Origin of the sequence: Kitasatospora sp. NPDC057738, assembly GCF_042798815.1 — a bacterium.
Lineage (GTDB): Bacteria > Actinomycetota > Actinomycetes > Streptomycetales > Streptomycetaceae > Kitasatospora > Kitasatospora lactacystinica.
Map to the genome: position 1 here is coordinate 1 of NZ_JBHVJT010000103.1, position 16,375 is coordinate 16,375.

Genomic DNA, 16,375 nt, shown 5'->3' on the forward strand with positions numbered 1-16,375 from the left:
GGGCCCGGGGCGGTTCGGGGACGGGCGGTCGGTCGGTCGGGGACGGCGTCAGGCCGGGTCGGCCACGCGTCCGCCGCGCAGCCCGGCGATCACGTCCCACAGCTGCGCCGGGGTGGCGAAGGTGTCGGCCACCAGCTCGCCGTCCGGGATGCTGATCCCGTACACCTGCTCCACCTGGACGAGGAGCTCGACCATGGCGAGCGAGTCCAGGCCCGCGGCGCGCAGGCTGGCGTCACCCGTCAGCGGGCCGCGGGCGGCGAGCCGGGGCAGGGTCTGGAGCAGCAGTTCCTCGAAGGCCGTGTCCCACGGCCGGTCCTGGCGGGTCTCGTCGGTCATGGGTGCTACCTCCGTGCGGTGGATGGGTCGGTGGTGCGGGCGGCGTCGTCGCCGGGCTCCAGGGCCCGGCGCTGCAGCGCCAGCCGGGTCGCGGAGACCACGCGGTCGCCGTCGACCAGTACCTCGGCCGGGGCCCGGTGGCCGAGGAAGCCGAGCAGGCTGGCGGTGAGGCCGTACGCGCCCACGTTGGGGACGGCGAGCAGGTCGCCGGAACGGACCCCGGGCAGCTCCACGGCCCGGGCCAGGATGTCCGCCGGGGTGCAGAGCGGACCGGCCAGGGTCACCGGCTCGGCCGGCTCCCCGGCGGCCGGGGTCCGGGCCGGCCCGGTCGGCTGGGCCCGCAGGGGCAGCAGCCGGCCCAGACCGGACAGCCCCCCGAGGTGGTTGATCCCGGCGTCGAGCACCGCGTAGGTGCTGCCCCGGCTCGGCTTGACGTCGGTCACGGTGCTCAGCAGCCGCCCGCTGTCGCCGACCAGGTAGCGGCCGGACTCGAAGGCGATCACCGGCCGCCCCTCGCGCCAGCCGGGCAGGTTCTCGTCCAGCACCTCGGCCAGGGCCTCCCGCAGCCGCCGGTACACCGGCCGCTCGCCGGCCGTCGCGTACGGGCAGGCGAAGCCGCCGCCGAGGTCCAGCAGCTCCAGCTCGATGCCGAGCCGGTCGCGCAGGTGGGCGGCGGTGCGCACGCTCTGGGCCAGTTCGGCGATCAGGCCGTCCTCGTCCGCGGAGTTGGTCAGCGGGAAGAAGTGCAGCCCGACGACCCGGGTGCCGGCGACCCGCAGCCGGTCGGCCTCCTTCGCGAGCCAGTCCAGGTCGAAGCCGAACTGGGAGGGGCCGCCGGTCATCCGCAGCCCCGCGGTGCCCGGCGCGCCGGCGGCGTTGATCCGCAGCACGCAGTCGGCCACCGCGTCATGGGCGGCGGCGGCCGCGCCGACCCGCTCCAGGTCCCCGAAGGACTCGACGGAGAAGGCGCGCACCCCGGCGCGCACCGCCTCGTCCAGCTCGGCCGCCACCTTGCCCGGCCCGGAGTACAGCAGTTCCCCGGCCGGGTGCCCCGCCTCCAGCGCCGCGGCCAGCTCGCCGCGCGAGGTGACCTCGGCGTGCACGCCGCCGCGGCGCAGTTCGGCGACCAGGGCGGGGTGGGGGTTGGCCTTCAGGGAGTAGTAGATCCGGGAGGGCTGCGGGACGGCCTCGCGCAGGTCCCGGGCGGCGGCCCGGACCCGGGCCGCGTCGTAGACGTACAGCGGGCTGCCGTACGCCGCGACCAGTTCGGGATCGGTGAACGCGCCCGCGGTCACGGGCCCACCTCGGCACCGGGGCCGCCCGCGGCCCGCCACTCGGGCTCCGCCAGGATCTCCAGCACGGCGCAGGTGCAGGTGAAGCCGGATCCGCTGCCGACCACCAGGACCTTGTCGCCGGGGCGCAGCACGCCCGTCTCGGCCAGGTCGTTCAGCCCGGCGAACTGGTCGGCGGCGCCGAGGTGTCCGGCCCGGCGGGCGAACTCCCAGGTGGTGCGCTCCTCGGAGACCCCGAGCATCTTCTGCACCTGCCACTCCATCTTGCTGCGTCCGGTCGCCGGAATGACCGTCCAGGCCAGGCCCTGACGGTCGGTGCCGGCGTCCGCGAGGGCGGTGTCGATGGCCTCGCCGACCACGCCGACGAGCCGCTCGGTCGCCTCGCGCAGGCTGCCGTGCTGCTGCACGTAGTGGCCGACCCGCTCGCTGAGGGTCTGCTGCTCGCCGGTGGGCAGCGGCTCGAAGCCCCTGCCCCGGACCACGGCCTCCAGCGAGTTGTCCGAGACCGTCGCGGTGGACACCAGCCGGGCGAACCCGCCCCGGTTGCTCAGCACCACGGCGGCGGCGCCGTCGCCGTAGACGATGCCCTGCTCCTGCCGCCAGCGGCGCATCAGCGGCGCGCCGAAGCGGTCGGCCGTGGTGAGCACCGCGCTGGTGCCGGGCTCCGCCGACGCCAGCCGGTGGGCGGCGAGCTCCAGTCCGGCGAGGCCGGCGTTGCACTCCTGCTTCAGCTCCAGCGCGGTCACCCGGGGGCCGACGGCGTGGTTGGCCACGTAGGAGGCGGCCGGCCAGCCGTCGATGCCCTGGAAGTAGATGTAGCTGTGCACCAGCAGCGCGACGTCCTCCGGGGAGGCACCGGAGCGCTTGAGCGCGGTGGTGGCGGCCTGCACCGCCATGTCGGGCGGCGCCACGTCGTCCGGGGCCACCCGGACCGACAGCAGCCCGTCGGCCTCGAACTGCTCGGGGTCGTACTCACCCGAGTCGACGGCGGAGCGCGCGGAGACCGCCGGCGGCAGCCAGGCTCCGGTCCCCGACACATACACGTTTTGCCAGCGCATGGGGTCTCCATTCCTCGTGACGGTCCGTCGGGCGATGGAGTCGAGCCCTCACCCCGCCGTCCACGGCATCCTCCGAGCGCCAACTTGGGTGCCGCTAAAACCCGGCGGGCGACCCGCGCCCGGGCCGCGCACAAGCCCGGCTTCAGCCCGGCCGACCAGCCTGGGGCGCGACGGCCCCGCGACCGGGGCCGGCCCTGCCGACGACGGGAGCCGAGCATGCAGCAATCCCCCGGGGACGAGGCGCCCCCCGACCCGCGCCGGTGGTGGGTGCTCGCGGTGCTGTCCGCCGCGCTGTTCGCGATCCTGCTCAACAACAGCCTGCTCAACGTGGCGGTGCCGCAGCTCATCCGCAGCACCGGCGCGGGCATGTCGCAGGCGCAGTGGATCGTCGACGCGTACACCCTGGTGTTCGCCGGGGCCCTGCTGACCGCCGGGACGCTCGGCGACCGCTACGGCCGCAAGCGGGCCACCCTGGCCGGCACCGCGACGTTCGGGGCCGGTTCCCTGGTGGCGCTGTTCGCCGACGGACCGTCCCAACTGCTCGCCGCACGGGCCGTGATGGGGCTCGGGGCGGCGTTCGTGATGCCGGGCACCCTGGCGATCCTGGTGAACGTCTTCCCGGCCCGCGAACGCGCCCGGGCGATCGCCGTCTGGGGCTCGGTCTCGGCGCTCGGCGTGGCGGCCGGCCCGGTCCTGGGCGGCGCGCTGGTGGACCGCTTCTGGTGGGGATCGGTGTTCGCGGTGAGCCTGGTGCCGGCGGTGCTGGTGCTGGTGGCCGGCGCCGTGCTGCTGCCGGAGTCGGCCGATCCGGCCCCGCGCCCGGCCGACCCGGTGGGCGCCCTGCTGGGCGCCGGCGCCATGGGCGGGGTGGTGTACGGGGCGATCCAGGCCTCCGGGCACGGCTGGACCTCGCCGGGCGTGCTGGCGGCGCTGGCCGCCGGCGGAGCCGCCGCGGTCGCCTTCGTCGCCTGGGAACGCCGGCACCCGCACCCGATGGTGGACCTGGCCCTGCTGCGCAGGCCGGCCTTCGTCGGCGCCGGGGGCGGGAACCTGCTGCTGATGACCGGCGTGGCCGGCACGTTCTTCGTGCTCACCCAGCGGCTGCAGTTCGGCCTCGGGCTCAGCCCGCTGCGGGCCGGGCTCGGAATGCTGCCGAGCGCCCTCTCGGTGGGTGTCGGGGCCTTCCTCTCCGGTCGGCTGACCCGCCGTCACGGCCCGCGCGGGGCGGTCGGCGCGGGACTGGCGCTGGCGGCGGCCGGCATCGTCGTGGTCGGTGTGGTGGACGGCGGCTACCCGCCGGTGCTGGCCGGCCTGGTGGTCACCGGGATCGGCTTCGGGCTGGCCATGACGCCGGTGACCGACACGGTGATCTCCCTCGTCCCCGAGGCCCGTTCGGGCTCCGGCGCGGCCCTCAACGACACCTTGCAGGAGCTGGGCAACGCGCTGGGGGTGGCGCTGGTCGGCACGGTGCTCGCCCGCCGCTACGCGAGCGGGGCGGCCGGGCTGCCGGACCCGGCCGACCGCTCGCTGCACGACGCCCTGGAGCTCGCGGAGCGCACCGGCGGCCGGGCCGGGGACGCACTCGCGGCCGCGGCGCGGCAGGCCTTCGACCACGCCGCGGCGGCCGGGCTCGGCACCGCCGCCGCGGTGGTGGCGGTGGGCGCCGTGCTCGGCGCCGTCCTGCTGCCGGGCCGGTCGGAGCCGCCGGCCGGACCGGCGCCGCGGAGCGCTTCCCCGGTCGACCCCGCGCGCTCCCCGACGGACCGTCAACCCGGCCCCGTAAGGTAATGATCAAGCGCGATTCGAGTGACGGGGGAAGGATCGCGCCTGCCTCCGTCACGCCTGCTCGCCCGTTTTCACCGGAGGTGTTTTCCCATGACCGTTTCCAGAGGCTCGCTGCTCAGCCGGGCCATGTACGTCGGCCCACCGATCCGGACCCTGCACGAGGAGTACGCGAAGGGCGGGCGGATCGACGAACGGGCCCCTGTGGTCGCGGCGAGCGAGGTGACGGTGGCCGCACCGCCGGACGAGGTCTGGCGGGTGCTCACCGACGTGCCGGGCTGGCCGGGCTGGGTGCCGGGCGTCAGGGAGGCCGCCCTGGACGGCGCGGGGCCGGCCGCGGACCTGACCTTCCGCTGGGTGCTGAACGGCATGCGCATCCGGTCCACGCTGGCCGTGGTGACGCCCGGGCGGGAGATCGCCTGGACCGGTCGGCTGGCCGGCTCGCGGGGCGTGCACCGGTTCCTGCTGCGGCCGGCGCCCGGGGGCGGCACCGTGGTGCGGTCCGAGGAGTCGATCGGCGGCGCGCTGGTCGGCCTGTACTACAGCAGCGAGAAGCTGTCGGCGGTCCTGCGGGGCTGGCTGGGCGCGCTGAAGAGCACGGTGGAGGGCGAGCGGTGAACACGACGACGGACCTGGCCCTGGCCTACACCCCGGTCTTCCTGGGCCTGCGCTTCCTGCTGGAGCTGTTCGCCCTGTACGGCTTCGGCGTGTGGGGCTGGCGCAAGGCGCCCGGCGCGCTGAAGTACCTGGCGGTGGTCGCGATACCCGTGGTGGTGGCCGTCGTCTGGGGCGACTTCGCCACCGCGGGCGACGAGGCCCGCAGCGGCGAGACCACCTTCGACACCCCGGGGCCGATCCGCCTGCTGCTGGAGTTCGCCGTGTTCGGCGGTGCCGCGGCGGGGCTGTGGCACGCCGGGATGCGCAGGACCGCCCAGTGGTTCCTGATCGTCCTGGCCGTCTACCACGTCGCCGCGTACGACCGGATCTGGTGGCTGCTCCAGCACTGACCCGCGACCGGCGCGACGGCCCGTCCCCCTCACCGGAGGGAGGACGGGCCGTCGTACGCCGCCTTCAGGCCGCCGGCGTGTCGGTCAGCCGACCGGCCGGCGCACCCTCCCGGCGGCCGGCGCGGCGGCCGGCTCCGGGGCGGCCGGGCCCTCCATGCGGTCCAGCCGCAGCGCCGCGTGCAGCCTGCGCAGCGGACCGGGGGCCCACCAGGTGGCGGAGCCGAGCAGCGCCATCAGCGCGGGCACCAGCAGCGCCCGCACCACCGTGGCGTCCAGCAGGACGGAGAACGCCGCGCCGAGGCCCAGCTCCTGGACGAACACCAGCCGGGACATCGCCAGCGCGCCCACCGCGACGCAGAACAGCGCGGCGGCGCTGGTGACGGTGGAGCCGATCTGCGCCAGGCCGTCGGCGACCGCCTCCCGGTCGCCGCGGCCCGCGGCCCGGGCCTCCTTGATCCGCCCCAGCAGGAAGACGTTGTAGTCGGTGGAGAGGCCGAAGGCGAGCGCGAAGACCAGCACGGGCGTGGTGGTCTCCAGCCCGCCGTGAGCGGCGAAGCCGAGGTTGCCGTCCTGGAAGACCCACACCAGGAAGCCGAACGCGGCGCCGGTGGAGAGCAGGTTCATCACCAGGGCCAGCAGCGGCAGCAGCACCGATCCGGAGAAGGCGAACAGCAGCAGCACCGTCACGCCGGCCAGCACGCCGAACGCCAGGGGCAGGCGGTCGGCGATGCTGCCCCGCTGGGCGAGGAAGTCCGCCGTCGTCCCGGTGAAGCGGGCGGTGACGGGCGCCGCCACGTCCTGGACCCGCTCGCCGGCCCGCAGCGCCGGACCGTCCAGCGGGTTGCCGGCGAGGACGGCGTCGATCTCCCAGTGCGCGGCGTCCAGCCGCTGCGGCTCGCCCACCGACTCCACCCCGGGCACCGCGGCGACCCGCCGGGCGTACTCCTGGAGCCCGGTTTCGTCGGCGGTGTCGAGGACGATCTGGAACGGGCTGGTGGCGATTTCGTCGAAGTCGCCGCCGAGCCGCGCGGCGACCTGCCCGGCGCTGATGTCCTTGGGGAGCGAGGTCGGGTCGACGCCGGTGAACCGCACCCCGGTGAGCGGGGAGGCGACGAGCAGCAGGACGGCGGTGGCGACCAGCGTGAAGACCGCGGGCCTGCGCATCACCGCCGAGGCCAGCCGGTGCCAGCGCCCGGCGGTGGCCTGCCCGGCCGCCGCCGACCGCTGCCAGCGGCGCGGCGCCAGCGCGTTGATCCGGTGGCCCAGCACGGCGAGCAGCGCGGGCAGTCCGAGCAGGGCGAACAGGGCCGCCGAGACGACGGTGATGACGCCGGCCAGGCCCATGGACCGCAGGTACGGGTGCGGGAACACCATGATCGCGAGCAGCGCGGCCGCCACCGTGAGCGCGCTGAACAGCACGGTGCGCCCGGCGGTGGCGACCGTCCGCCGCAGCGCCTCGGCGCCGGGGCCGTGCTCGGCCAGCTCCTCCCGGTAGCGGGTGACGATCAGCAGGCCGAAGTCGATGGACAGCCCCAGGCCCAGGGCGAAGGCCAGGCTCATCGCCCCGGTGGAGACGTCCATCGCGGTGGTGGCGATCCGCAGGCCGGCCATGGTGAGCAGCAGCGAGACGACGGCGCCCAGCAGGGGGACGAGGGCGGCCACCAGGCCGCGGAAGACCAGGAACAGCGCGATCAGGATGACCGGCGTGGCCAGGCCCTCGGCCTCGGCCAGGTCGGTGTCGGAGACCTGGGCCACCTGGACGTGGCCGGGCGTGGCGCCGCCGAGCCAGGCCCGGCCGTTCAGCGCCGGGTCGTCCTTGACGGCCCGCTGGAGCTCCTGCTCGGCGGCCTTGGTCTCCGGTTCGGCCATCGGGCGCACGGCGCCGACGACCACCGTGCTGTGCCCGTCCCGGGAGATCAGCGCGGGGTCGGCCGAGTAGTCGACGACCCGCTCGACCTCGGGCCGGTCCTTCAGCAGCCGGACGGCCGCGGTCACGGCGGCCGGGGGCGCGCCGGCACCGCGCAGCTGCTCGTCGGTGCGGACCAGCAGCAGGTAGCCCTGCTGGGAGTCGATGCCGGTGGCGCGGGTGATCGTCTCCCGGGCGACGACGTTGCCGCCGCCCGGGTCGTCGTAGTCGGACAGCCCGTTGGTGAGCCTGTCCCCGACGGAGCCGCCGAAGACCGCGGCCAGCACGGTGATCAGCAGGGTCAGCAGCAGGGAGGCTCTCCGTCGCCCGTGCAGAGCGGAGCCCAGAGCGGTGAACATCGGTATTCCTTCCGTCGCGCGGCCGTGGTGCGGCAGCGCGGGCGCAGAGGCGGACACGGCCGCCCCACCCTCGGCGAAGGCCCTTGGCTCTCGCTTGAGCGGGGCGTGCCCGTCCGCTGACTGCACGTCACCGGCGCGGCGCGGCGCTCCGGCCGGACGGTCAGGCCGGCTCCCCCGCCAGCAGGGCGCGCAGCGCCTTGCCGTCCGTCTTGCCGTTGGCGGTGAGCGGCAGCGCGGGCAGCACCCGGCAGAGGTCCGGGACCTTGGCCGCCTCCAGCCGGTCGGCCAGCCTGCCCAGCACCTGCTCGGCGGTGACCTCGCCGACCACGAACAGCACCATGTCCCGGTCCTCCTCCGGGGCGAGCAGGGCCGCCTCGCGGACCCCGTCGATGTCCAGGACGGCGGCCTCGATCTCCACCGTGCTCATCCGCGAGCCGCGCCGCTTGAACAGGTCGTCGCGCCGGCCCTGGAAGTACAGGTGGCCGTCCTCGTCCAGCCAGCCGTAGTCGCCGGTGCGGAGCGTGACCCGGCCGTCCTCCGGGCTCACCCGGAACCGCTGCGCGGTGGGCTCCGGGGCCTGCCAGTAGCCGGCCATCACGTGCGGGCCGCGGACGGCGATCTCGCCGATCTCGTGCGGCGGCAGCGGCCGGCCGTCGTCGTCCAGCGTCAGCACCTCGGTGCCGGGCAGCGCGCGCCCCACCGAGCCGGGCCGGGCCAGGTCGCCGTCGGGCTCCAGGACGGTGATCCGCTTGCACTCGGTGGTGCCGTACATCGGGGCCACCGCCGCGCCGGGGAAGGCCTCCCGCAGCGAGGCGATCAGCGGCGGGTTGAGCGCGGCACCGGTGTTGGTGAACAGCCGGACCCCGGTGGGCCGCGGGTCCCGGGAGGCCAGGCGCACCAGCAGTTCGCCGAGCGAGGGCACCAGCGGCACCACGGTGGCGCCGTGGTCGCGGGCGAACCCGAGCAGCCGGGCGTGGCCCTCCGGGCCGGACAGCAGCAGTTCGGCCCCGGCCAGCGCCGAGAGCAGCACCTGGTAGAGGCCGTAGTCGAAGGAGAGCGGCACGGCGGTCAGCACGACGTCGTCCGGGCGGTAGTTCAGCCGCCGGGCGATCGCCCGCGCGGCGAACACCACCTGGGCGTGCGGGCAGGCCACGGCCTTGGGCGCGGCGGTGCTGCCGGAGGTGTAGATCAGCAGCGCCAGCCGGTCGGCGGGCACCAGCGCCTCGCCGCGCCCGGCCGGGTCGGCGGGCCCGGAGAGGTCCAGCTCGGAGACCACGGCGACGGGCACCCCGGCGGGCCAGCGCAGCCCGTCGGCCTGCTCCCGCTCCGCCGCCTCCGCCACGATCAGCGACGGCGCCGAGTCGGCCAGCACCGGCCCCAGGTGGAAGGCCCGCATCGCCGGGTTGACGGGAACCAGCACGGCGCCGCGCCGCCAGGCCCCGAAGAGCAGGGCGGTGAACTCGCGGCCGCTGCCCACCCGGGCCAGCACCCGGTCGCCCGGCCGGATGCCGTGGCCGGCCAGGATCCGGGCGAAGGAGTCGGCGGCGGCGTCCAGCTCGGCGTACGTCCAGGCGCCGTAGCGGTCCCGTACGGCGGGTGCGTCCGGGCGGGCGGCGGCAGCGGCGCCGAGGAACTCCTCGGCCGCGTTGGCGATCCGGGCGGCGTGCTCCGAGCCGGCGGCGGTGGCGACCCCGGGTACGGGTACGGTCTCGAACGTGCGCGTGGTCAATGCTCCCCCTAGTCGGTGACGGTGACGGGTGGTCGGGCATCTGGCGGTGCGCGGCCCCCCGGCCTCGTTCCGCATCGTCCGAGAGGGGGCTTTGGCACCGCTAAAAGCGCGCCGTCCCGGCTCCGGTCAGCCCTGCCCGGCCCCGGCCGGCCCGGGGGCCGTGCCGGGAATCGCGCCGGGGGCCGCCTCGTAGCGGCGCAGCACGGCGGAGAGGAGCTCCGGGAACCCGGGCGCCTCCCGGGGGAAGAAGTGGCCGCCGGGCACCACGTTGATCTCGCTCTCCCGGGTGGAGTAGCGCGCCCACTCCCGGACCTCGGGCACCGTGACCAGCCGGTCCTCGGCCCCGCCGAAGGCGTGCAGCGCCACCGGCAGCGGCGTGCGGGCGACGGTGCCGGCGGCGGCGCACAGCCGCAGGTCGTCGCGGACGATCGGCAGCAGGGCGGCGAGCCACTCCGGGTGGTCCAGCAGGATCCGGGGCAGTCCGCCGTAGGCGTCCAGGGTCCGCACCAGGTCGGCGTCGGGGATGTCGGGCTCGTCGGGCAGCGGCGCCGGCAGGTGCGGCGCCCGGTGGCCGCCGAGCACCAGGGCCGCGGGCAGCCGGGCGCCGCGGGCGTGGCGGTGCTGGGCGAGCGCGAAGGCGATCAGGGCGCCCATGCTGTGCCCGTAGAGCACGTGCGGGTGGTCGAGTTCCGGCCCGAGCTCCGCGTCGAGGTCGGCGACCAGGTCGTCCAGGTCGGTGAACCGCGGCTCCGCCATCCGCCCCTCCCGGCCGGGCAGTTGGACCGGGAGCAGCTCCGCGTCCGCGGTGATCCGGCGCTGCCAGCCCGCGTAGGCCGAGGCCCCGCCGCCCGCGTACGGGAAGCAGAACACCCGCAGTCGTCCCGGGGGCGGCGGGGTGCGGGTGAGGTAGCGCGTCATGGTGCTGGGTCTCCTCTCGGCCGGGCGGCGCCCGGCGGCCGAGGCTCCGCACCCTGCCCCGGCGTCCTCTCGCGCTCCGCCCGCCCGGCCCCGGTCGGGGGTGCCGGGCCGGGCGGGCGGAGCGGCGGGGTTCGGCCGGTGGGGGCGTACCGGCCGACGGTGCGTCAGCCTCGGTGCGGGCGCTAAAGGTTCGGCTGTGCACCACCCGCCCGGAGGGGCCCGTCAGACCCGCTCCGGGGCGGGCGCCGGCCGGCGGCCGAGCAGGTCCCGCGCCAGGACCGGCAGGAACGCCTCCGGGGCGTCGTGCGGGAAGAAGTGCCCGCCGTCGAGGAGGCGGACGGTGGTGCCGGCGGTGGAGTGCGGGCCCCAGGCCCGGAGTTCGTCCTCGGTCGTGGAGGCGTCCGAGCGGCCGCCGTAGACGGTGATCGGGCAGTCCAGTGGCGGGCCGGGCCGGTGCACATGGGTCTCGGCCACCGCGAAGTCGGCCCGCAGGGTGGGCAGCATGACGTTCAGCAGCGGGTTGCCGGCCCGGGCCTCGGCGCCGTGCCCGTTCAACGCCCCGATCCGCTCGAAGAGTTCGGGCGCGGGCGCGTCGTGCACCGGGGTCGCCCGGCGCGGGAGCTGCGGTGCCGGCAGGCCGGCCACCAGGAGCCGCCGCGGTTCGGGCAGGCCGAGCCGGTGCAGGGCCCGGCAGACCTCGAAGGCGATGCCCGCGCCCATGCTGTGGCCGAACCAGGCGTGCGGCCCGTCGAGCAGCGGGGCGACGTCGCGCAGCAGCGGCGGCAGCAGGTCGCCGAGCCGGTCGTGGGGGCGTTCCCGGAAGCGGGACTCGCGCCCCGGCAGCCGGATCGGCACGACCTCGATCTCCGGGCCCAGGTGCGGGGCCCAGGAGCGGAAGGCGGCCGCGCCGCCGCCCGCGTGCGGCAGGCAGAAGAGCCTGAGCCGGGCCGGGGGCCGCCCCCGGCGGCGCACGGCCCACTCCCCGGCCCGGGGGGCGGCCGGGATCCCGGTCAGTCCATCCATCGGGCCACCCTTTCGGCGAGTGCGAGACAGGTCAGGTTGGGCGGGGCGCTGGGCATCACCGGGAGCACCGAGGCGTCGACGACGTACAGTCCCTCGGCGCCGTGCACCCGGCAGCGCTGGTCCACCACCGCCTCCGGGTCGTCGGCCGGCCCCATCCGGGCGGTGCCGACGGCGTGCCAGCTCGGCGAGACGAACCTGGTCACGGCGCCGCGCAGCAGCCGGTCATCCCGGACCATCCGGTCGGTCCAGACCAGCACCCGCTCCAGCAGCCCCGCCATCGGCGCCGACCGCAGCAGCTCCCAGGCCTGCCGGACGGCGGCCATCAGCAGGTCGACGTCGGCCGGGTCGGTCGCCAGGCCGAGCAGGATCTCCGGCGGGGTGGCGGCGTCCGCGTCCCGGATCGTCACCGAGCCGCGGGAGGCGGGCCGCAGCACCATGGCCGACAGCCCGACGGCCAGTTCGGCGCGGAGCATGCCGGCGATCAGCGGGTTCGCCGCGACGGGCACCGCGTCCAGCAGGAACAGCCCCAGGTCCGCCGCGGCGCCGGCCGGGTCGGCGGCGCAGCGGGCGGTGACCTGGTGCCAGCTGTCCCCGGCCCGGCAGACCCCGGCGCGGGGCTCGGACCAGAGCACGACCGCCGGGTGGTCGACGAGGTTGCGTCCCACGCCGGGCAGGTCCAGTGCGGGGGTGATGCCCAGGGCGGCCAGCAGCCGCGGGTCGCCGATGCCCGAACGCTGGAGCACCGCCGGGGTGTTGACCGCCCCGGCGGCCAGGGTCACCCGGCCGGCCGCCACCTGCCGGAGCCGTCCGTCGCGCCGCACCTCGACCCCGGTGGCCCGGTTCCGCGCGTCCAGCAGGACCCGGGTCGCCGTGCTGCCGGTCCACAGGGTCGGGCCGTCGCCCCGCTCCCGGGCGGGTCGCAGGTGGCTCTCGGCCGTCGAGATCCGGCGGTCGTCGACGGCGTTGGCGGGCGTGACGCCGGCGCCGAGCGCGGCGCCGGAGTTGAGGTCCGCCAGGACGGGCACGCCGAGCCGGGCGCAGCCGTTCAGGAAGGCCCGGGCCGTGGTGGCGAGCGCGTCCTCGCCGGTCCGGCGGATCGGCACCGGTCCCCGCGTGCCGTGCGCCGGCCCCTCGGCGTCGTGGTCCGTCTCCAGGGCGACCAGGTACGGCAGCATCCGCTCCCAGGTCCACTCCGGGTTGCCGGCGGCCGCCCAGGCGTCGAGGTCCGCGGGCAGCGGGCGCAGCGCGAGCGCGCCGTTGACGGCGGAGGAGCCGCCGACCACCTTGCCGACCCCGTACGGGAACCCGCGCCTGGCGCCCTCGGACGCCTTGGCGGTGAAGTCCCAGTTGCGGCCGGTCAGGACGGGCACCCCGGCCCGGTCGTCGGACGCGCCGTCGCCGTCCGGGAGTTCCCCGGCCTCGATCAGCAGTACCCGGCGCCCGGGCCGTTGCGACAGGCGTGCGGCGAGCACCGCCCCCGCCGAGCCCGCGCCGACGACCACGTCGTCCCAGTACGGGATCCCGCTCTCCGTGCTCACCTGCTCACGCCCCCCGCCGGTCCTTGACCAGGGCGGCCAGTCCGGCCACCGTGGGGTTCTCGAAGAGCAGTTGGAGGCCTTCCTCGGTGTCGCCCTCCCACTGGAACGCCTCCCGCACCTTGGTGAGGATGTGCACGGCGTGCAGGGAGTCGCCGCCGAGTTCGAAGAAGTTGTCCTCGACCCCGAAGCCGTCGAACTCCATGACCTCGGCCCAGACCGCGAGCACGGCCGCCTCGAACTCGTCGCGGGGGGCGACGAGTTCCTGCTCGTCCAGTTCGCTCCACGGCGCCGGCAGCGCGGCGGCGTCGACCTTCCCGTTGGCGCTCAGCGGGATCGCGTCGACGAGCAGGCAGTGCTTGGGGACCATGTAGTCGGGGAGGCGCTCGGCCAGCTCCGCCAGCAGTACGGCCGGATCCGGGCGCACCGGGCCGCCGGATGCCGCGGCCCCGGGGTCGGAGCCGGGGTCGGAGCCGGGCCCGGCCGGGACGGCGTAGGCCACGAGCTGGCGGCGGCCGGTGGCGGGGTTGGTGTCGACCCGGGCGATCGCCCGGCCGACGCCCGGGAGCCGTTCCAGGGTGGCGGCGATCTCGCCGAGTTCCACCCGGTAGCCGTTGAGCTTCACCTGGAAGTCCCGGCGGCCGAGGAACTCGATGTCCCCGCCGGGCAGGTAGCGGCCCAGGTCCCCGGTGCGGTAGAGCGTCTCGCCGGTCTCCGGGTGGCGCACGAAGCGCTCCGCGGTGCGCTGCGGGTCCGCCCAGTAGCCCTTCGCCACGCCGGTGCCGCCGATCCAGATCTCCCCGGTGGCCCAGAGCGGGCGGTCCCGGAACCGGTCGTCGAGGACGTGCAGGGTCTGGTTGGCCAGCGGCTTGCCGTAGGGGATCCTGGCCCACTCGGCCGGCACCCGACCGATCGGGTAGTGCACCGACCAGATGGAGGCCTCGGTCGCCCCGCCCAGGCTGACCACCTCGGCGCGCGGGTGCCGGGCGCGGACGGCGTCGGGCAGCGCGACCGGGATCCAGTCGCCGCTGAGCAGCACCAGCCGCAGGTCGCCGGCCCGCTCGTCGGACAGGCGGGCCGAGGAGTCCGCCCACAGCTGCATCAGGGCGGGCACCGAGTTCCACACCGTGACGCCGTGGCGCTCGGCCAGCTCGGCCCAGTGCAGCGGGTCGTGCGAGCGCTCGGGGCTCGGCACGACGACGGTGCCGCCGGCCGCGAGGGTGCCGAAGACGTCGTAGACGGACAGGTCGAAGGTGAGCGCCGAGAGGGCGAGCACCCGGTCGGCCGGTCCGACCGAGAAGCGGCGGTTGATGTCCCGAACGGTGTTGACGGCCCCCCGGTGGTCGATCATCACCCCCTTGGGGACGCCGGTGGAGCCGGAGGTGAAGATCACGTAGGCGAGGTCCTCCGGGGCCGGCGCGGTCGGCGGCTCGGTGGCCGGCTGTGCCAGCGTCTCCTCGTCGTCCAGGGTCACCAGGACCGTCCCGGCGGGCCACTCCAGCTCGTCCCGGTGGCGGGCCGAGGTGACCACCAGGGCGGCCCGGCCGGACTCCAGCAGCTGCCGGCGGCGCGCCGCGGGCCACTGCGGATCGATCGGCAGGTAGGCCGCGCCGGAGGCCGTCACCCCGAGGACCGCCGGGATCTGCTCCGGGCCCCTGTCCAGCACCACGCCGACCAGTTCGCCGCGGGCGGCGCCGAGGCCGGCGAGCCGGTGGCCGAGCCGGTGCGCCGAGGCCAGCACGTCGCCGTAGGAGAGCGTGCCGCCCTCGGAGACGACGGCCGTGGCGTCCGGGGTGCGCCGCGCCTGGTCGGCCACGAGGCTCAGCAGCGTCCCGCCGGGCAGGTCGAGGGCGGTGGCGTTGACCCGCTCGCGCTCCTCCAGCTGCGCGGCCGGGGCCCCGACCGTGGGGGCCAGGTCGTCCCAGAGGACCGGATCGTCGCTCAGCCGGCCGAGCAGGGTCCGGAAGGCGGCGAACATGTCGTCGAGCAGGCCCTCGGGGAACAGCGCCTCCACCGCGTCCCAGTTGAAGACCAGTTCGCCGTTCTCCTCCAGCACCTGGTGGTCGAGCCAGACCTGCGGGGTTTGGCTCACCCCGTGGCGGTAGTCGCCGAAGAACGCCATGCCGTCCATCGTGTCGGCGTCGCCCGAGAAGCCGAGGGCGCTGGTGAAGACGATCGGCATGCCGGCGCCGAGGCCGCTGCCGAGCCGGCGGGCCCGCTCGCGCAGCACGCGCACGCCGCTGTACGACAGGTGCTCCAGGTCCCGCATCAGCTGCTGCTGGAAGCCGGCGGTGCGCCGGGCGAAGCTCTCGTCCTGGCCGCCGCTGATCCGCAGCAGGGTCAGCGAGGTGAAGTCGCCGATGATCCCGCCGATCTGCGGGTGCGCCTCGGCGGGCCGGTTGAACAGGGTCAGGTTGAGGGTGAAGTCGCCCTGCGACGTCCACTGGCGCAGCACGTCGGCGAAGGCCGCCAGCAGGACCGACGAGGGGGTCAGGCCGCGCTCCCTGGCGGTCTTCTTGACCAGCTCCCACTGCTCGCGGGGCAGCGAGGCCCGGCGGCGGGTGAAGACGGTCCGCTCGGCCGAGCCGGGCTGGATCGCCAGCGGCAGGTCCGGGGCCGGGGGCAGTTCGTCGAGGCGGTCCAGCCAGTACTTCTCGGCGGCCCGGTACCGGGCGCCGCCGCGCTTCTCCTCCTCGGCGAGGACGAAGTCCCGGTAGCCGATCGCGAACGGCTCCGGCGTCCACTGCTCGTCCTCGTAGTGGCGCTGCCAGTCGCGGAAGAACAGGTCGAAGCTGTAGGCGTCCATGATCAGCAGGTCGAGGCTGACGTGCAGGCGCAGCCCCTCGCGGTGCCGGGTGGCGCGGATGTCGAACAGCGGCCAGGTGTCGGGGGCGAGGACCTGGTGGTCCAGTTCGGCCCGCAGCGAGCGCAGGTGCTCCTCGAAGGCGTCCTCGGTGGCGTCCGCCCGGTCGTAGTGGCGGATCTCGTAGTCCGGGACCTCGGGCAGCACCCGCTGGCGGCCGTCCGGGCCGATCACCGCGCGCAGCATGTCGTGCCGGGCGATGACCTTGCGCAGGCTGCGCTCCAGACGGTCCACCTCCAGGCCGTCGCGGTCGAGCTCGAAGTAGAAGTGGGTGGCCACCCCGCCCAGTTCGAGCGCCCGGTTGTGGCCGATCCAGTAGGCGTGCTGGATGTCGGTGAGCGGGAACGGCTCGTGCCGCTGGTCGGGCCGCGCGGTGAGCGGCGCCGGGCCGGCGCCCTGTCCGGCCGCGCGCAGCAGGTCGATCAGCTCGCCGCGCCGGGCCCGGAGTTCGTCCCGGATCCGGGCGGTGACCGCGCCGGGCGGCGCGATCACTTCGAGGCTGTCGCCGGAGAGCCTCAGCTTGATGCCCAGGTGCTGGAGTTCCGAGATCAGGTCGTGGTCCATCGC

The 16,375-nt window shown here is 76.0% G+C and carries 12 protein-coding genes; 3 read left to right on the forward strand and 9 right to left on the reverse strand.

Going from position 1 to position 16,375, the window contains the following annotated elements:
• Window positions 1-48: 48 nt before the first annotated feature.
• The 3 genes from ACFVGO_RS36215 to ACFVGO_RS36225 are packed head-to-tail and all read right to left on the reverse strand — an operon-like array spanning window position 49 to window position 2,686.
• The gene (locus tag ACFVGO_RS36215) at window positions 49-336 is read right to left on the reverse strand and encodes an acyl carrier protein (RefSeq protein ID WP_359912038.1); all 288 of its coding nucleotides are present in this window, start codon (window positions 334-336) and stop codon (window positions 49-51) included.
• Between the two features lie 5 nt (window positions 337-341).
• On the reverse strand, window positions 342-1,631 hold the full coding sequence (locus tag ACFVGO_RS36220) for a type III PLP-dependent enzyme (protein WP_359912040.1): 1,290 nt from the start codon (window positions 1,629-1,631) through the stop codon (window positions 342-344).
• Window positions 1,628-2,686 carry a ketoacyl-ACP synthase III family protein gene (locus ACFVGO_RS36225; RefSeq protein WP_359912042.1) on the reverse strand — a complete coding sequence of 353 codons (1,059 nt, stop codon included), beginning with the start codon at window positions 2,684-2,686 and terminating at the stop codon, window positions 1,628-1,630. The genes ACFVGO_RS36220 and ACFVGO_RS36225 overlap by 4 nt, the downstream gene beginning before the upstream one ends.
• 216 nt (window positions 2,687-2,902) lie before the next feature.
• Here ACFVGO_RS36225 and ACFVGO_RS36230 point away from each other — a divergent pair, with 216 nt between their 5' ends.
• The 3 genes from ACFVGO_RS36230 to ACFVGO_RS36240 all read left to right on the forward strand — a co-directional run bounded on the left by ACFVGO_RS36230 (window position 2,903) and on the right by ACFVGO_RS36240 (window position 5,475).
• Window positions 2,903-4,474 carry an MFS transporter gene (locus ACFVGO_RS36230; protein WP_359912045.1) on the forward strand — a complete coding sequence of 524 codons (1,572 nt, stop codon included), beginning with the start codon at window positions 2,903-2,905 and terminating at the stop codon, window positions 4,472-4,474.
• A gap of 87 nt (window positions 4,475-4,561) precedes the next feature.
• The gene (locus ACFVGO_RS36235; protein WP_359912047.1) at window positions 4,562-5,086 is read left to right on the forward strand and encodes an SRPBCC family protein; all 525 of its coding nucleotides are present in this window, start codon (window positions 4,562-4,564) and stop codon (window positions 5,084-5,086) included.
• A complete protein-coding gene (locus ACFVGO_RS36240) occupies window positions 5,083-5,475 on the forward strand; it encodes a YrdB family protein (RefSeq protein WP_359912050.1) in 393 nt (130 codons plus the stop codon). Before ACFVGO_RS36235 ends, ACFVGO_RS36240 begins: the two co-directional genes overlap by 4 nt.
• A gap of 84 nt (window positions 5,476-5,559) precedes the next feature.
• Here the strand turns inward: ACFVGO_RS36240 and ACFVGO_RS36245 are convergent, their stop codons facing one another.
• From ACFVGO_RS36245 to ACFVGO_RS36270, 6 genes are all read right to left on the reverse strand, one after another.
• Window positions 5,560-7,740: an MMPL family transporter gene (locus tag ACFVGO_RS36245; RefSeq protein WP_380636388.1), complete on the reverse strand. Its 2,181-nt coding sequence runs from the start codon at window positions 7,738-7,740 to the stop codon at window positions 5,560-5,562.
• A gap of 160 nt (window positions 7,741-7,900) precedes the next feature.
• Window positions 7,901-9,394, reverse strand: coding sequence for a class I adenylate-forming enzyme family protein (locus ACFVGO_RS36250; RefSeq protein ID WP_380551739.1), 1,494 nt, complete (start codon window positions 9,392-9,394; stop codon window positions 7,901-7,903).
• A 201-nt stretch (window positions 9,395-9,595) separates the two neighbouring features.
• Window positions 9,596-10,387 carry a thioesterase II family protein gene (locus ACFVGO_RS36255; RefSeq protein WP_380636390.1) on the reverse strand — a complete coding sequence of 264 codons (792 nt, stop codon included), beginning with the start codon at window positions 10,385-10,387 and terminating at the stop codon, window positions 9,596-9,598.
• A 222-nt stretch (window positions 10,388-10,609) separates the two neighbouring features.
• Window positions 10,610-11,410 carry a thioesterase II family protein gene (locus tag ACFVGO_RS36260; protein ID WP_380636392.1) on the reverse strand — a complete coding sequence of 267 codons (801 nt, stop codon included), beginning with the start codon at window positions 11,408-11,410 and terminating at the stop codon, window positions 10,610-10,612.
• Window positions 11,398-12,948: a GMC family oxidoreductase gene (locus tag ACFVGO_RS36265; protein ID WP_359912064.1), complete on the reverse strand. Its 1,551-nt coding sequence runs from the start codon at window positions 12,946-12,948 to the stop codon at window positions 11,398-11,400. The genes ACFVGO_RS36260 and ACFVGO_RS36265 overlap by 13 nt, the downstream gene beginning before the upstream one ends.
• Window positions 12,949-12,952: 4 nt before the next feature.
• The gene (locus ACFVGO_RS36270; protein WP_380636395.1) at window positions 12,953-16,372 is read right to left on the reverse strand and encodes an amino acid adenylation domain-containing protein; all 3,420 of its coding nucleotides are present in this window, start codon (window positions 16,370-16,372) and stop codon (window positions 12,953-12,955) included.
• Between the last annotated feature and the right edge of the window lie 3 nt (window positions 16,373-16,375).